Genomic DNA, 15,429 nt, shown 5'->3' with positions numbered 1-15,429 from the left:
GCGCGCTCAGCGGATAAGGTGACGGGCCCCCTGCCTGCAGGGGGCCCGTTCGTCGTCCTGGGGGGAATCGACAACATGCCCACACGCGAAGAGATCTGGCACGAGGCCGATCTGCCCACCCGTAGGCTGGCCGGGCTCGCGCTGAATCCGTCCACTCCGGAGGATGTGCTGCTCCGGCTGCTCTCGGACGCACCGCTCGCGGCACGCATGGTGCTGTGCATGGACCGGGACCTTCCCTCGGCGGTCATGGACGCCGTGATCACCCATCCCGACACCCGCACCCGCGGCTTCTTCGCCCGCAATCCCTACGTCGACCCCGCCCAGCGGGCGCGGCTGGTGGACGATCCGGAGTGGCTCGTCCGGGCCCTCCTCGCCGACGGGCCCCTGACCACCGACGACACCGTGCCGAGGCGGCTGCCGGACGACACCGTCCTCCGCATGATCAACACCTACGACGACGAGAGCCTGGGCGGTTCGCTCTACCGGCAGATCTCCGCGGAACTGTGGGAAGCCCTCCCCACCCACCCGGATCCGAAAGCCCGTGTCTGGGGCGCCGGCAGATGGGGTTCCCTGTCCCCCGAGACCCGGGCCGCGCTGCTCGCGGATCCCGACGACGCGGTGCGGGAACGAGCCCGCGGGTGCGCGCAGTGGGAGGACGTGGCATGGGTGGAGAGCCAGTTTCCGGACCGGCCCTGTCACGCCCGCACCGGGACCCTCGTGAACCACCCCCTCAGCCGAGCCCTCATCGACGGTGTGCTGACCGCTCCGGCCGGCCCCGACGAGCGGGGGGCGCTCGCCCTCAACCCCACGCTGCCCCCTGACGTGGTGATCCTCCTGGCCGCCGATCCGGACCCGGAGGTACGCGAGGGGATCGCCCACCGCGCGGACCTGGGGCCCGACCAGCTCCGGGCACTCGCCGTGGACCCCGACCCGGAAGTGCGGCTTGCCGTGTCCCTCCACCCGGCGTGGAGCGAGGAGGAGCGGACGGCGATCGACTACGAGGTCCCCATGGACCGCACGTTCGGCTTCCACCCCGAGCTCTTGTATCCGAGGGACCCCGAGGACGTCCGCCGGGACGCGCTCTCCGGTCACCCCATCCTGCGCCGCCACGCGGCGCAGGAGCACTCGCTGCCGCCGGACCTGCTGGAACGCCTGACCGTGGACGACGACCTCGGCGTCCGTGTCCTCGTGGCCCAGAACCATCCCGACGCCTCCGCGGAGCTGCTGCTGCGCAGCTTCCTCGAGTACACCGGCCGTGAGCGGGCCCGTCTGCCGCACCGGCCGAACTTCCCCACCGACGGGCTGGCCCCGTACGCCGACGACGAGGATCCCGAGGTGCGTGCCCTCGCCGCGCGCGACCCCGCGACCCCGCCCGAGACGGTGGGGCGGCTCACCCGGGATCCGGATCCCGCCGTACGGGCCGCGTTCGCCCGGCATCCGGGCCTGCCGCCGGCCCGGCTGACCGAGCTCCTCGACGACGAGGAGCTCGTGCAGCACGCCGCCGCCAACCCGGCCCTCGGAGTGGAGACGATCCGTCGGCTGGCGGCGGCGCTGCCGGTCAGCTGACGGCCAGCAGGGCCTCCAAGGCCGCGGCGGTCCGCGGATGTTCGGCGAGGAGGCCCGCACCGGCCGGCGCCGCGGTGGCCCAGGTGCCGTCGTAGCCCAGCAGGTCCGCCAGCGCGTCGCAGGTCGCGGGGTTCGCGGGCAGCAGCGACACACCGCCCGAGGCGCCCGGCGCCGGGAACCGGGCGGGGGGGTTCTCCGGGAGGCGCCACGGCGGGACCCAGGCGTCCAGCTCCGGGAGGCGGGCCGGGAAGAGGCGGCCCGCCTCCCGGACGATCAGCGGGGCCAGTTCGGTGCCGCCGGCGCGCAGGGTGGTGATCAGGGTCGGCAGCCAGGGCAGCAGGACCGGGTCGGGCAGCCGGGCGAAGGCGTTGGAAACCGCCTCCACCACGAAGTCGGCCAGCCCGGGCACCGGTTCCAGGGCGTGCACGAAACCGCTCAGATAGCGGGGGTACGCCGGGACCACCAGCGGGTTGGCGAGCAGTTCGTCGCAGCGCTCGCGCAGCGCTGACCTGGGCAGGGTGCCCAGGTGGGTCTGGGCCGCCCACAGCAGCGCGGTGCGGGCGGGCTCGGCCGGGTGGGACTGGGCAAGCGCGATCTCGAGCTGGGTGCGGTCGCAGCCGAGCGACAGCGCCAGGCCCTCCATGCTGAAGAGGAAGCCCAGCATCGCCGCGACCTGCCGGACGGTCGCGTCGTCGTCGGTGAACGCGGTCGGCAGCTGGGTGCAGTAGTGCGCGTAGCCGGTCTTGACGAAGGACTCGATCCAGGCCGGCAGAACCGGTTCGGCGGTGCGGTAATACGCCAGCAGCCGGCGGATGCGGCGCAGTACCTCGGGAGCGCCGTCGACGCTGCGTTCACCCGCCAGCACCGTCAGGGCGTGGCCGCCCAGTTCGTCGGCGAGGCGCCGGCTGCGGAGGTGGAGGATCGCGTCCTCGACGGTCTCCAGGACGGTCGCCGTGGTGGCCTGGGGCGCGTACGCGGTGCGCCGCAGCCTCTGCTCGAGCACCTGCTCGATGCTGACGCCCTCGTAGCCGAGCTCGATCAGTTCGCGCTGGTGGGTGCCGAGGGCGAGGTCCCAGGACTCCTGGATGGGGCGCTCGCCGAGGCTGCGGTCGCCCATGATGGGCCGGGCCGCGCCCTGGGGCAGCAGGCGGCGCAGCATCCACAGCACGTCGGAGCAGCGCTCCAGTTCGGGCTGGGCGGCGATGTTCAGCAGGGCTCGCTGCACTCCGCGCTGCTGGAGTCTGAGGTTGAGCGGCGCGAGACGGTCATGGACGTCGCGGGCGAGCGGTGGCAGGGCGTCGTAGCCGACCCGGCCGACGCGGTCGCCGCCCATCATGATCTCCACCAGCCGGCGCACGTCGCGCCGGCCCGGCACGACGTCCTTCTCGATGCAGGTGACGGCCGCGTCCTGGAAGTCGTACGGCGTCGGCTTGGCGCGGTCGCGCATGCCAGCCAGCAGGATCGACGTCTCGAAGACGGCGATGGCGTCGGCGGTGGAGGCGAGGTAGCCGCCGCGGCGGGCGGCGCGCACGATGTCCACGGACCAGCCGAGCAGTTCTGCCTCGTCGAGCGGGTCGAGGGCGGGCGGCCGCTGGAGGAAGCCGGTGAGCCTGTCGGCGGGCGGTGCCACGGGCACGGGGGCCGCCACGGGCAGGGTCTTCCTCGGTTTCGTGCCCGCGCCCGCCTGCCCGGCCAGCCGGAAGGGCCGGACTCGGGTGCGCTTGAGGTTCTTCGCCCATTCGGTGGCGGCGATGGAGACCGAACCCGCGGCCAGTCCGAACTGTGCCTCGATCGCCGCGTGGCTGGACGGGATGAGGCCGTGGCGCCACTTGGTGCCGCTGGGCGGGCTGATGGTGAAGGTGTCGCTGCCGTGCACGCCGAACTCGGCGACGCGGCTGGCCGCGTGGAAGGCTCCGCAGACGTAGAGGCAGTCGGCGGGGTCGGTGCCGGTGGCCGCGAGGTGCTCGCGCATCCGGGTCCACATGTACCGCTCGCGGTCCTCGTCGACGCGCACCCGGTGCGGGTCGCCGGGGGCGAGGCGGCGGAAGAGGCTGCCGATGAGCAGCATCACCTGGCGGTAGGTGTCGTGGTCGCTGTCCCCGAGGGGCAGTTCGACGAACTGGTGCCACCACTCCGACCAGTGCCGGACCCGGCCGTGCCGCAGGAGGTGCTCCTCGAGTTCGGCGAAGCGGGGGCGCAGGTCGCCGATCTCCACGCCGACGGCGTCCCCGTGCAGGGCCGTGTCCTCGTCGGCGGCCGGGGCGTCGGGGTCCGTATCGTCGGTCTGCTGTGCTGCCGTGCGCTCGGTCTCCCACTGGAAGACGTGGTCGGAGGAGCGGTCGACGAGGACCAGTTCGACGCCGGGGGTGTCCAGGGCGTAGGCGATGGCCTGGTACTCGGCGGAGGCCTCCGTGACGGGGGCGACCACCGAGAGCGGGGTCCAGTCGGCGGGGAAGCCCTCGACCTCGGTGGCGAACGCCTGGACGGCCACCGGGAGGCGGCAGTTGCGCAGTTCGGTGAGGAGAGGGGCCATGTCCTCGCACAGCTCCAGGTACACCGTCTTCGGCTGCTTCTCGCGCAGCCGGCGGGCCATGGCGATCGCGGAGGCCGGTGAGTGGTGGCAGACGGGGAAGATCTCCAGCGGTTCGCGCACCGCGCGCTCGACGTCGTCGACGATGCCCCGCAGGATGCCCTCCAGGGCGCCTGGCCCGTCGGCGAACTCCGTTGCCGCCTCGTGGAGTTGGCCGCGCAGGGCCTCGAAGGTGCCGCCGCTCACGACGCCGCTCACGACAGGGTCGCGATCGCGTCACGGCCGCCCTCGAGGAACTCCGGCCAGGAGCCGCCCTCTTCCTTGCTGCGCGGTTCGACCACGCCGTGCAGGTACTTGTTGATGATGGCGAGGTCCTCGGGGTCGCGGCGGGCCAGGGAGCCGACGAGGGAGGAGGCGAGGGTGTGGGCGGTCAGGGCGCGCTCGCCGAAGAAGTTGCTGTGCAGGATGGCGTCCTCGAGGACGCCGATCTGTTCGGCGGTGGACAGGGCTGACTCCAGTTTCTCGTCGTCGCTGCCGGCGGCGGCCGCGGAGGCGCGCAGGTCGGCGAAGCTCTGCAGCAGCACGTCCAGCAGGGTCGGCGGGACGTCGAGTTCGATCCGGTGGCGGCGCAGGAGTTCCTCGGTGCGGAAGCGGACGATCTCCGCCTCGCTCTTCTTGTTCGTCACCACCGGGATGCGGACGAAGTTGAAGCGGCGCTTGAGCGCCGAGGACAGGTCGTTGACGCCCCGGTCGCGGCTGTTGGCGGTGGCGATGACGGAGAATCCGGGCTTGGCGAAGACGATGTTCTCGCCGTCGGCGCCGTCCAGTTCGGGGACCGAGATGTACTTCTCCGACAGGATGGAGATCAGCGCGTCCTGGACGTCACTGGTGGAACGGGTGAGTTCCTCGAAGCGGCCGATGGTGCCGGCCTCCATCGCGGTCATGATCGGTGAGGGGATCATCGACTCGCGGGACTGGCCCTTGGCGATCACCATCGACACGTTCCACGAGTACTTGATGTGGTCCTCGGTGGTGCCCGCCGTGCCCTGCACGACCTGGGTGGAGTTGCGGCAGATCGCCGCGGACAGCAGCTCGGCGAGCCAGCTCTTGCCGGTGCCGGGGTCGCCGATCAGCAGCAGACCGCGGTCCGAGGCGAGGGTGACGATGGAACGTTCGACGAAGCTGCGGTCGCCGAACCACTTCTGGTCGATCTTCCGGTCGAGGCCGTCGGCCCGCTCGGAGCCCAGCACGAACAGGCGGACCATCTTCGGGGAGAGCCGCCAGGAGAACGGCTTGGGGTTGTCGTCGATCGACTCCAGCCAGTCCAGCTCCTCGGCGTACTTGATCTCGGCGGGGGCGCGCAACAGGTCGGTCATCGAAGTGCCTTTCTCAGCGAAGAAATAACAGCGAATACCGGCAGGTGGGGAAGTCCTAGGCGAGGAACGTCTTGAGTTCCTGGACGAGCTTGCGGATGTGACCGGAGATCACCGGGGTGCCCTGGTCCTTGAAGCGCTCCCGGAACCAGGGGTTGACGCTGCCGCGCCCGGAGCTGGTCACCGAGCCGACGGGGATGAACTTGACCCCGGAGCGGTGGAGGCCTGCCATGCTGTCGAACAGGGGTTGCTGCTGCCATTCGTAGAAGTCGGAGATCCACACCACGACGGTGTTGCGCGGCTCGGCGACCTTCGGCTGGGCCAGGGCCATGGCGACCGTGCCGTCGGTGCCGCCGCCGAGCTGGGTGCGCAGCAGCGTCTCGAAGGGGTCGTGCACCCAGGGGGTGAGGTCGACCGCGCGGGTGTCGTACGCGATCAGGTGGACGTCCACCTTGGGCAGTCCGGCGAAGATCGAGGCGAGGATGGTGCAGTTGACCATGGAGTCGACCATCGAGCCCGACTGGTCCACGACCACGATCAGCCGCTGCGGGGTCGTCTTGCGGGCGGTGTGCCGGTAGTAGAGGCGGTCGACGTAGAGCCGCTCCTCCTCCGGGCTGTAGTTGGTGAGGTTCTTCCAGATGGTGCGGTCGAGGTCGAGGTTGCGGAAGACCCGCTTGGGCGGGATCGAGCGGTCGATCGCACCGACCGTGGCCTTCTCCACCTGGGTGCGCAGGACTTCGGCGACCTCGTCGACGAAGCGGCGGATCAGGGACTTCGCGTTGGCCAGGGCCACACCCGAGAGGTTGTTCTTGTCCCGCAGCAGCTGTTCGATGAGCGACATGCTCGGGGTGAGGCGGGCGGCGAGCTTGGGGTCGGCGAGCACCTCACGCAGGTGCATGCGCCGGACGAGGTCGCCTTCCAGCGCGCCGAGTTCGGGTCCGATCGCCGGGATCAGGCGGCTGAGGTCGGGGGTGGCGCGGTTGCCGCCGGTGCCGGTCGGACTGACGCCGGTGCCGCCGCCCGCGCCGCGGCCGCCCCGCAGGTCACCGGGTGCGCAGCCGAGGGCGCGCTCCAGCCAGCCGGCGTCGGACTGCCAGCGGGACAGCTGTCCGGCGCTGACGGCCCCGGTGCCGGTGGCGAAGACGTTGAGCAGCACCTTGGAGACGAGCGCGGCCCGGCGGACCTCCGCGGCACGGTCGCGTGTGTCGGCGTCTTCCGCCTCGGAGTTCTCGGCTTCGGAGTTCTCGGCCTCGGGCACCATCAGCCCGTCGAACTCCGCCGCCAGCTCGGGGTGGCGCTGCACGATCGAGTCGACGGAGGCCTGCGGGTCGAGCAGGGCGGGAGGCAGTGCGATGTCCTCGACGACGGCGAGGCTCGCCGACTCCAGCGCGGCCTGCTCCTCGGGGTCGAAGAGGCGGGCGAGCAGCCGCCAGTACAGGACCTGCCGACGATTGTCGTCGGGGGCGGCTTCGGGTGTCCGGTCGTTCATTTGCGCAGCAGCCTTCCCGCTCGCTCCCGCAGGACGGTGACGGCGTCGGTGGCGGCCTTCTCCGCCTTGACGCCCGTCTTGTCGGTGGTGCCGCCGGCCCAGGCGCCCGCGTGGAGGGCGACGGTCTTCCTGCGCACGGTGGTCTCCACGGCGAGCGGCTGGAGGCGGAACGCCCCGCCGTCCCAGCGGAGCAGGCCGATGCAGGCGCCGGAGGCGAGGGCGGCCTCGGGGGTGAGCGGGCCGGCGACCGGGATGCGGTCGGTGTCGACGGCGAGCTGGTCGCCGGCGACGGTGAGGACGACGGTGTCGCCGTCCGCACTGGTGGTGTAGCCCTCCAGGAACACCGGTTCGGCCAGACGGGCGGGGTGGCGGTCCAGGGGTGCGGTGGGCGCGGCGCCCGCGGTGGGAAGGGCGACGCGGGCGGTGGCGAAGGGGTCGGCCGCCTCGCCGGGGCGGGCCCGCGTGTCGTCCCAGACGAGATCGCCCTCGGCCGTGAGGGGCATGGCGTCCAGGTCCATCGACCGGCCCTCGCCGAGGGCGGCGAGCAGCGAGAGGTGGGGCCGGAGCAGCTGCCAGACGCCTGCCGCGACGACGGTGTCCGGCTTGGGTACCGAGACGCTCGCGCGGACCAGGCGGGACGGGGTGCCGTCGGCGGGTTCGAACACTGCGTGCACCTGGGCCTGGGCGGCGGTCGCGTGTTCGTGCAGGTCGACACCGAGCGGGAGCAGCCGGCCGGTGGCGGCGGCGGTGGCGGGCTGGTCCGCGGCGCCGGGCCGGGTCAGCAGCAGGGCGCGGGCCCACAGGTCGCCCCAGCGGCGGGCGGGGATCCGCTCCAGGGCGGAGCCGGGGCAGGAGGCGGCGAGTTCGGCGGCGAAGCCGTCGAGCAGGGTGGCCAGGCGGCGCAGTTCGGGCCGGGGAAGCATGGCGGAGACGATCTGCGCGGCGCCGCCGACGAGTTCGTGGTCGATGCCCCGCCAGCCGGCGCGGGCGAGGTCCGCGAGCCAGGTCCGGGCGGCCACGAGCAGGTTGACCTGCTGCGGGTCGCCGGGGGCCGACGGCGGCTCGGCGGTGCGGGTGCGGCCGGTCGCCGCGTCGGCGCGGGCCGCGAGGACGTCGTGGGCGGCGCCGAGGAGGGCGGTGCGGGCGGCGGCCAGTGCGAGGAAGTGGTCCTCCCCGGCGGTTCCGGCCGCGGCCTTCTCGGCCGCTTCGGCGACGCGGGAGGCGAGCGGGCTGCCGCTGACGGCACGGGTGATCTCCGCCAGGTCACCGGCCTGGTCGGTCCGGGGCCGCAGCAGGCCCGCGACGAGACACCGGTCGAAGGCGTCGACCGCGGCCAGGGCCTCGGCGAGCCCGTCCACCGGCGCGGTGAGCACGCCTGTGCCCTCTCCTCCGCCGGTCCGCTCGCCCCCGCCGGAACCGGCTCCGGGGCCTGCCGTCCCGCGGGTCGGCGGGAACCACTGCATCTCGGGCAGCGGGACGGTCACCGGGGCCTGTTCGAGATAGGCGAGATGGCGCAGGAACCGGCTGAAGACGGGGGCTGCGGCCGCCTTGCCGTCCGCCTGCTGCGGGTGGGTCCCGGTCATGGCCGCGGTGAGGGCGCCGGCGTCCGGCTCCCCGCCCGCCGTGTCGACGCGCAGATAGCGGGCGACGCGGTCGCCGCCGTACTGCAGCACCGCCTCGGTGACCAGGGCGCGGATGTGGTTGCAGAACGAGCCGCGCGCGCCGCCGCAGGGCCGGTTGTTGTTGGTGCTGCACGCGAACGCGTAGGTCCCGGCGGCGACCGACGAGACGTAGACCCGCTCGATGTCCGAGCCACTGGAGACGACACCTTGCAGGCGTCCGTCGGCCAGTTCGACAAAGGGGACCTTGGCGAGTTTGCGCGGCATGGCGGGCGGGACCACCCGGGCCGTACTCGCCCTCTCCCAGTTCTCCCGGTCCGAGAACACACCATCTCCTTTGTGGCACACGGCTGCACACGCCGGATCGGCGCAGCGCAGTGGGGGTTGTCGCACCTGATCGGCTCGACAACGACGAACTTAGCGCCCACCACTGACAACGCCTCTGACCTGCGATGACACCACCGTCCGAGAGGAAGCGGACGGCGGCTCAGGTCCACGCAGCACAGAGCCCCGTCGGCGGAGGCCGACGGGGCTCGTCGTATGGAAGGGTCCGAGGTCGCTCTACCCGGTTGTGGTGGGGTCCGGCCGAGGATCCCGTTGGATGTCCTCCTGGTCCTTGCCGTCACGGCGGCGGTGGCGGATCACGCCGATGGGAACGGCGGCGGCGAGAAGCAGTGCCATGAGTCCGCCGAGGAGGACAGGGAAACTGGAGGCGGACTCGACCCAGGTGGCGGACGGCGCGGAGGCACCTGGCTTGTGCGGGAAGGTGATCCGGGCGTGGTACGTCTTCTCGACCAGACCGCTCTTGAGCTCGAGGGTTGCCTTCCACGGTCCGTCGGCCACCTGGTCGGTCACAAGGACCTTCACCGGTTCGGACTGGCGTGGTGCCAGGGTCGTGCCGAGCTGCACGGCGTAGGGGCCGGCGCTGAGGCTTCCGGACACTTTGGACAGCCGCAGCGTGCCGCTCAGGTCCAGGGCGCGGCCTCCGGTGTTGTGGATCTGGGCCAGCACGACCGCACGGCCCGAGGCGTCGCGCTCCGCGGTCATCGTGTCGGCGGTGAAGTCGCTGGGCGGGGGGTTCTTGCCCCCGACCGAAAGGTAGGCGCGGATCCCGGTCCGGTTGACCAGGGTGATGCTGCCGCCGCGGCCGCCGGAGATCTGCGCCCAGACCACTCCGTACCGTTCACCGGGAGCGGCATCCTTGGGCACCGTCATCGTCACGGTTGCGCGAGCGGTGGAATGGGCGGGCACGTCGAGACTGCGGTGGTCCAGAGTCGTCCAGGTGGTGAGTTCGCTCTTGGCTCTTCCGCTCTCTCCGACGAACGCGCCGCGGACGATGTGCGCGGCGCCCGGATACAGGTCCACGTGTGCCTTCGAAGCAGAGCTGTTGGAGACTTCGACGCGTCGCTTGATGGTGGTGCCCGGCAACAGGTTGTCGACGATGTAGTGGTGCGCCCGTGGATCGTCCGCAAGGGAAGCCGGGATATCGACCAGTCGTACGCCGACAACGCCTGGATCGGTGGTGGTGGCCGCTGATGGAGAGGTGCTGGTGGCCGCGGCGAACGCCGCGGCCACCAACACCACTGCCGGCACGAATCTGCGCACAGGGAATGCCTCTGCTGGATACGGCGTCAGGAGACGGAGTGGGTGATTGTCGAGGTGTACGTGCCGACCAGGGTGTTCGCCGGAACCCTGATGGCGATCGTCGGATTCCAGGTCGCCGTGTTGATCCCGGACACGTTGGCAGCGGTCTGCACGGGGCCGGCCGGGTACATCGGGCTCAGGTTGTGCGAGGTCACCGTGGCGGTGCCGGTGACCGTCGCCGCCGGAGCGGTGTAGGTGCTGGAGCCGGCGGCGGAGACGGAGATGGTCGAGGGACCGGTGAAGTCCACCGCGTTCGCCGTGGCGGTCCAGTCGGCGGTTCCGCCGCGCTCGTCAGTGACCGTGACGGTGCCGAGCTGGCTGCTGACGGTCTGCGGGCTGGAGCTGACGGTGGTGGAGCCGAGGTTCACCGGTCCGGTCGGCACGGTGATGCCGAGCGTGCCGCCGGAGACCTCCAGGGTGACCGGGGTGTCTTCTGCCGAAGCCGATGTCGGGCTTGTCAGAACGCTGGCGACGCTGGATATGAGCATCGCCACAAGAATACGCTTGCGCATTCTCGGATCCTCTCCTGTGCATGAATGGAATTCTCGCCCATACGCGAGAATGCGCCGGCGGCAGAGGGGATGATCTGCGCTGACGTGATCTGATCATCCCCTTATCCGGTGCGTCCTTAGCTAGTCCGTCCGGGTGTTTGCCACAGGGCCCCGTATTTGGCATACGTCCAGGCCACGGCAGAGGAATTCCGCGTCAGAACATCACCAGGGCACGACTCCGCCGTCGTCGAACATCTGACCAGTGGGGCCGTCGTCGGGAAGAGTCGCCAACCGGATGGCGATCGCCGCGCCCTGCTCAGGGGTCCGGGTCCCGCTGAACCCGTTGAGGTCGGTGGCCACATAGCCGGGGCAGGCGTTGTTGATCAGAATGCCGGTGCCGCTCAGTTCCTTGGCGTACTGGATGGTGACGGCGTTGAGGTAGGTCTTCGTCGGCGCGTAGCCCCCGCTGATCCCGCCCAGGTCGAGACCGGGCGTGGTCTGCAGGGCAAGAGAGCCGACATGGCTGGACTGGTTGACGATCCGGGGGCGGGCCGAGTGACGCAGCAGCGGCAGCATCGCGTTGGTGACCCGGATGACGCCGATGACGTTGGTCTCCACCAGCCGCCGCACCGTCTCCAGGTCGAGGGTCGTGGGCTCCTCCGGCCAACCGCCCGCAACCCCGGCGTTGTTGACCAGCACGTCGAGGCGTCCCGCCCGCTCCTCGATCAGCCGCGCCGCGGCGGTCACGCTTTCGTCGTCGGTCACGTCCAGGGGCACGCCGAACGCGTCGGCGCCTTCCGCGCGCAGTTTCGCCACGGCGTCGGTCCCGCGCCGCTCGTCGCGAGCGCCGACACCGACGCTCCAGCCCAATGCGCCCAGCCCGGCCGCGATCTCGTACCCGATTCCCTTGTTCGCGCCGGTGACCAGCGCGATCGTCTTCTCGCTCATGACAGTGAGCATGGCCGCGCTTCGCCCAGGCACCAACACCGTGTCGGTCATGCGGCAATACCCGGGCGACATCGATCGACCGTCCGGCGAAGTTACTGTGCAGGCATGGAAATACGCGAGCTGCGGTACTTCGTCGCCATCGCCGAGGAACTGCACTTCGGCCGGGCCGCCCAGCGTCTGGAGATGGCACAGCCGCCCCTGTCCCGCGCGATCGCCCGGCTCGAACGCCGGCTCGGGGTCACCCTGCTGGAGCGCACCAGTCGCAAAGTCACGCTCACCGAGGCCGGGGCCGTGCTGCTGTCCGAGGGGCGCGCGATACTGAGCGCGGTAGCCGCAGCCGAGCGGCGTACCCGGCAGGCCGCGCAAAAGCGTTCCCGTCTCGTTCTCGCCGTCAAATCCGGTACCGCCGGCGAGTTGCTGGCCAAACTGCTCGATGCCTATCGCGCGGAGCCCGGCGCGGCCACCGTCGATCTGTTGCTCTGCGAGGCTCATCAGCAACAGGAACTGCTGCAGAACGGGCAGGCCGATGTGGCTCTGCTGCATTTGCCATTCGATTCGACGGTCGGACTCGACACCGAAATTCTGTACACCGAGGGACAGGTGGCGATCCTGCCCGCCTCTCACTCACTCGCCGGCCGCTCACGGATCCGGACGGCCGAGGTCACCGCGTTGCCGGAACTCCCGATGGCGCGCTGGCCCGGTCCTGGCGGCAGCTACCCGGAGGGACCGGGGGCAGAGGTACGGAACCTGACACAGCTCTTCCAGCTGATCGCGCTCGGCCGTACCACCGTGATCGTGCCCGAGTCCGCGGGCACCGATCTGCGCCGGGATCTCACCGCCGTGCCGGTCCTGGACGCACCACCCGTGACAACGGTGATCGCCTGGCCGTCGCAGAGCCGGCTTCGCGCCGTCGCCGACCTGATCCGGGTGGCAACTCGTCTTTGACCGGTCGTGCTTTCCGGGCTCGCAGATGCGTCGAGAGCGGCTGCGACGGCCCGGCGGGCGTCAGGCTCGTTCACCTAAGTTTGCGGGTCCGACGGCATCTCGGCGCCGGGGTGGTCGGTATACGGTCCGAATCGCGCTTTCCCTGATCAGGAATGGCTTACATCAACGGAGATTCGAGCCGAACAGAACAGGTGCCATGCCGACCGTCATATCCGATACCTCGTCCCACTCCCCCCAGTCCCCGGCCCCGTCCCGGCATCCGTCGGCCACCGTGGTGCTGGCCTGCCTCGGGGTCTTCGTCTCCTATCTGCCGGTGGTCGGCGTCTCGGTCGCGCTGCCGGTGCTGCAGCAGGCGCTGGACGCCTCCACCGCAGGACTCCAGTGGATCACCGACGCCTTCATCCTGCCGACCGCGGCCCTGCTGCTGACCTGCGGGATGCTCGGTGACCTGTACGGACGCAAGAAGGCGTATCTCACCGGGCTGGCCGTGTTCTGCCTCGGCTGTCTGGTCTGTCTGACGGCCGACAGCGTCGTCCAGGTCTGCGTCGGTCAGGCGTTCGCCGGGGCGGGGACGGCCGCACTGCTGCCCTCGACCCTCGCTCTGATCAGCCATGCGCGTCCCGAACCGGGGCGACGGGCGAGGGCGATCGCGCTGTGGACGGCGTCCCTCGGCCTCGGGCTGACCGTCGGTCCGCTGATCAACGGGGTGATCGTGGAGCACGTGAGCTGGCGGTGGATCTTCCTGCCGTCGCTGGCCGCCGGGCTGCTCGCGATCGTCGTGGGCGCGGCCGTCCTGCCGGACTCCCGGGCCACCCGCGAACGGCATCTGGACATCCCCGGACAGCTCCTCGCGATCATCGCCATCACGGGACTCGTGTACGGCGTCATCGAGGGCGGCAGCGAGGGCTGGTCCTCGGCCGAGGCGGTGACCGCGTTCCTGGTGACCGCGGCCGCGGTACCCGCGTTCGTGCTGGTGGAGCTGCGTTCGCCGTGCCCGATGCTCGATCTGCGGCTGTTTCGCTCCCCCGCCTTCTCCGGAGCGGCCCTGGTGATGGCGATCACCCTGTTCGCCCAGGTCGGGCTGGTCTTCGCCCTGAGCGAGTACTTCGGGCTCGTCCACCACGCCTCGACGTGGGACATCGGGGTGCGGCTGGTGGCCCTGAACGGTTTCACCGTCGTCCTGGGGCCGCTCGTGGGCCGCCTGATGAACCGCACTTCGCCCCGGCTGCTGCTGGTCACCGGTCTCGTCGTCGGAGCCATCGGTGCCCTGTGCGTCACGTTCTTCCGGGCCGGCACCGGCACCGGTACGGCCGCGCTGGTCATCGCGGTGTTCGGCGTCGGCATCGCGCTGGCCATGGCCCCGATCACCACGATCGCCATGGACAGTCTCCCGCACCGCCTGGCGGGCACGGCGGGCGCGGCGAACGGCGCCCTGCGGCAGATCGGCAGCGCGCTGGGCCCGGCGGTCTTCGGTGTCGTCCTCACCCAGCGGACCCTGGACACCCTGCCCGGACATCTGGCCGGGTCCGGGCTGAACCCCGCCGAGCAGGGCGAGGTCCTGGGCGTGGTGTCCCACGTGGGCATCCAGGCCGGCGCGTTCCTCCGGCTGGACACGCCCGCAGCCACCGGACGGGCGCAGGGGGCGTACGGGGCGGGCTTCACGGACGCGCTGCACACGTGCGCGATCGTCGGGGGTGTCGGGATGCTGCTGGCAGCGGTGATCGCCTACGTCCTCACGGGGGCGCGGCGCACGAGGGCCGAGACGGACTGACGGAACGACGGCCGCTCCGCCGGTGTGTCACCTGGTGGAGCGGCTTCGCCGCGTGTACAGCAGCGTCACCGCGGCGACCGCCACCGCCGCCGCACCGGCCGCGCGGACCCCGTCCCGGGAGCGCCAGGACAGCACCGAACCGGTCGAGTGGGCGGACAGCACGGACCGCGCGCTGAGCCAGGAGCCGATGGAGGCGAAGGACGCGGCGGAGCCGACAGATCCCAAGGACAGGAAGCTGCCGACCGAGGCGACGGACAGGGAGCTGCCGACGGAGCCGATGGACAGGAAGGAGTCGACCGAGCCGATCGACAGCGCCGAGTTCTTCGACCACAGTGACCGCCAGGAGCCGTCACCGTCCCGCTGTGCCACAGCTCGCGTCACGGACCGCGTCATGGACCTCGTCATGATCCGATCATAGGGCCGGGTGGGTCAGGACGGAGGCCAGTCGCGGTACGCGATACGGGGCAGGTCGCGGACCTCGCCGACGGTGCCCCACTCGTCGCGGCCGAGCCGGGCCAGCGGCCGCAGCCGTCGGATGTCGGGGTGCCCGTCGACGAGGACGTCCTCGCGCACGGCGGCGTGCACGACCCGGCCGAGGACCAGTGTGGAGTTGCCGATGCCGAGGGTGGAGTGCAGCCGGCACTCCAGGGCCACGGGCGCGGCGGCCACCCGGGGCGGCCGCACACGCAGCGAGGGCTCGCGTTCGATGCCGACCGCGTCGAACTCGCCCTCGTGGGCGGGGAAGTCGGTGCCGGTGGCGTTGATCTGCTCGAAGAGCTCCTCGGGCGCGAAGTTGACGACGAACTCGCCGGTGGCCTCGACGTTGCGCAGCGAGTCCTTGCGGCCGACGGAGGTGAACTGGACGATCGGCGGGTCGGTGCAGGCGACGGTGAAGAAGGAGTGCGGTGCAAGGTTCGCACCAAATGGGGCTGCTGCCGAGACCGTGGAGACCCAGGCGATCGGCCTGGGCACCACCACTGCGGTCAGAAGCCGGTAGAACTCGCTGACGTCCATGGCCCGGGGATCGAAGTCGATGCGCATGTCGATCAGTAT

At 71.2% G+C, this 15,429-nt stretch carries 12 protein-coding genes and 1 pseudogene; 3 read left to right on the top strand and 10 right to left on the bottom strand.

The genetic code is table 11. The features are described 5' to 3' along the window. Window positions 1–75 precede the first annotated feature (75 nt). On the top strand, window positions 76–1,566 hold the full coding sequence (locus ABT057_RS32185) for a hypothetical protein (protein ID WP_352347165.1): 1,491 nt from the start codon (window positions 76–78) through the stop codon (window positions 1,564–1,566). Here the strand turns inward: ABT057_RS32185 and ABT057_RS32180 are convergent. The 8 genes and pseudogenes from ABT057_RS32180 to ABT057_RS32145 form a co-directional block, all read right to left on the bottom strand. Beyond that, entirely contained in the window at window positions 1,559–4,354 is a 2,796-nt protein-coding gene (locus tag ABT057_RS32180) for a DUF5682 family protein (RefSeq protein WP_352347164.1), read from the bottom strand. The genes ABT057_RS32185 and ABT057_RS32180 overlap by 8 nt on opposite strands. Beyond that, window positions 4,351–5,472 (bottom strand): ATP-binding protein, encoded by a 1,122-nt coding sequence (locus ABT057_RS32175; protein ID WP_352347163.1) that lies wholly within the window; start codon window positions 5,470–5,472, stop codon window positions 4,351–4,353. Before ABT057_RS32175 ends, ABT057_RS32180 begins: the two co-directional genes overlap by 4 nt. A 55-nt stretch (window positions 5,473–5,527) precedes the next feature. Beyond that, window positions 5,528–6,958, bottom strand: coding sequence for a VWA domain-containing protein (locus ABT057_RS32170; RefSeq protein WP_352347162.1), 1,431 nt, complete (start codon window positions 6,956–6,958; stop codon window positions 5,528–5,530). Beyond that, window positions 6,955–8,316, bottom strand: a complete 1,362-nt coding sequence (locus ABT057_RS32165) for a hypothetical protein (protein ID WP_502974005.1) — start codon at window positions 8,314–8,316, stop codon at window positions 6,955–6,957. The genes ABT057_RS32170 and ABT057_RS32165 overlap by 4 nt, the downstream gene beginning before the upstream one ends. 72 nt (window positions 8,317–8,388) lie before the next feature. Beyond that, window positions 8,389–8,844 (bottom strand): annotated as a pseudogene (locus ABT057_RS32160) (hypothetical protein); the annotation flags it as partial. 294 nt (window positions 8,845–9,138) lie between these two features. Then, window positions 9,139–10,182: a peptidase gene (locus ABT057_RS32155; RefSeq protein WP_352347161.1), complete on the bottom strand. Its 1,044-nt coding sequence runs from the start codon at window positions 10,180–10,182 to the stop codon at window positions 9,139–9,141. A 26-nt stretch (window positions 10,183–10,208) separates the two neighbouring features. After that, window positions 10,209–10,733: a hypothetical protein gene (locus ABT057_RS32150; protein WP_352347160.1), complete on the bottom strand. Its 525-nt coding sequence runs from the start codon at window positions 10,731–10,733 to the stop codon at window positions 10,209–10,211. Between the two features lie 201 nt (window positions 10,734–10,934). Continuing rightward, window positions 10,935–11,672 (bottom strand): SDR family oxidoreductase, encoded by a 738-nt coding sequence (locus ABT057_RS32145; protein ID WP_352347159.1) that lies wholly within the window; start codon window positions 11,670–11,672, stop codon window positions 10,935–10,937. A gap of 93 nt (window positions 11,673–11,765) precedes the next feature. Between ABT057_RS32145 and ABT057_RS32140 the strand changes: the two genes are divergently transcribed. Both ABT057_RS32140 and ABT057_RS32135 read left to right on the top strand, forming a co-directional pair. Next, entirely contained in the window at window positions 11,766–12,605 is an 840-nt protein-coding gene (locus ABT057_RS32140) for a LysR family transcriptional regulator (RefSeq protein WP_352347158.1), read from the top strand. A 196-nt stretch (window positions 12,606–12,801) separates the two neighbouring features. Then, the gene (locus ABT057_RS32135; protein WP_352347157.1) at window positions 12,802–14,376 is read left to right on the top strand and encodes a DHA2 family efflux MFS transporter permease subunit; all 1,575 of its coding nucleotides are present in this window, start codon (window positions 12,802–12,804) and stop codon (window positions 14,374–14,376) included. A 27-nt stretch (window positions 14,377–14,403) separates the two neighbouring features. On the opposite strand, the gene ABT057_RS32130 is transcribed toward ABT057_RS32135, so the two are convergent. Beyond that, window positions 14,404–14,781, bottom strand: a complete 378-nt coding sequence (locus ABT057_RS32130; RefSeq protein WP_352347156.1) for a hypothetical protein — start codon at window positions 14,779–14,781, stop codon at window positions 14,404–14,406. A 24-nt stretch (window positions 14,782–14,805) separates the two neighbouring features. Then, entirely contained in the window at window positions 14,806–15,417 is a 612-nt protein-coding gene (locus ABT057_RS32125; protein WP_352347155.1) for a flavin reductase family protein, read from the bottom strand. Window positions 15,418–15,429 lie beyond the last annotated feature (12 nt).

This window comes from Streptomyces sp. NPDC002588, assembly GCF_040295925.1.
Taxonomy (GTDB): Bacteria; Actinomycetota; Actinomycetes; order Streptomycetales; family Streptomycetaceae; genus Streptomyces.
The sequence above is the reverse complement of the archived record's forward strand: the minus strand, read 5'-3'. Positions and strand labels throughout refer to the sequence as shown.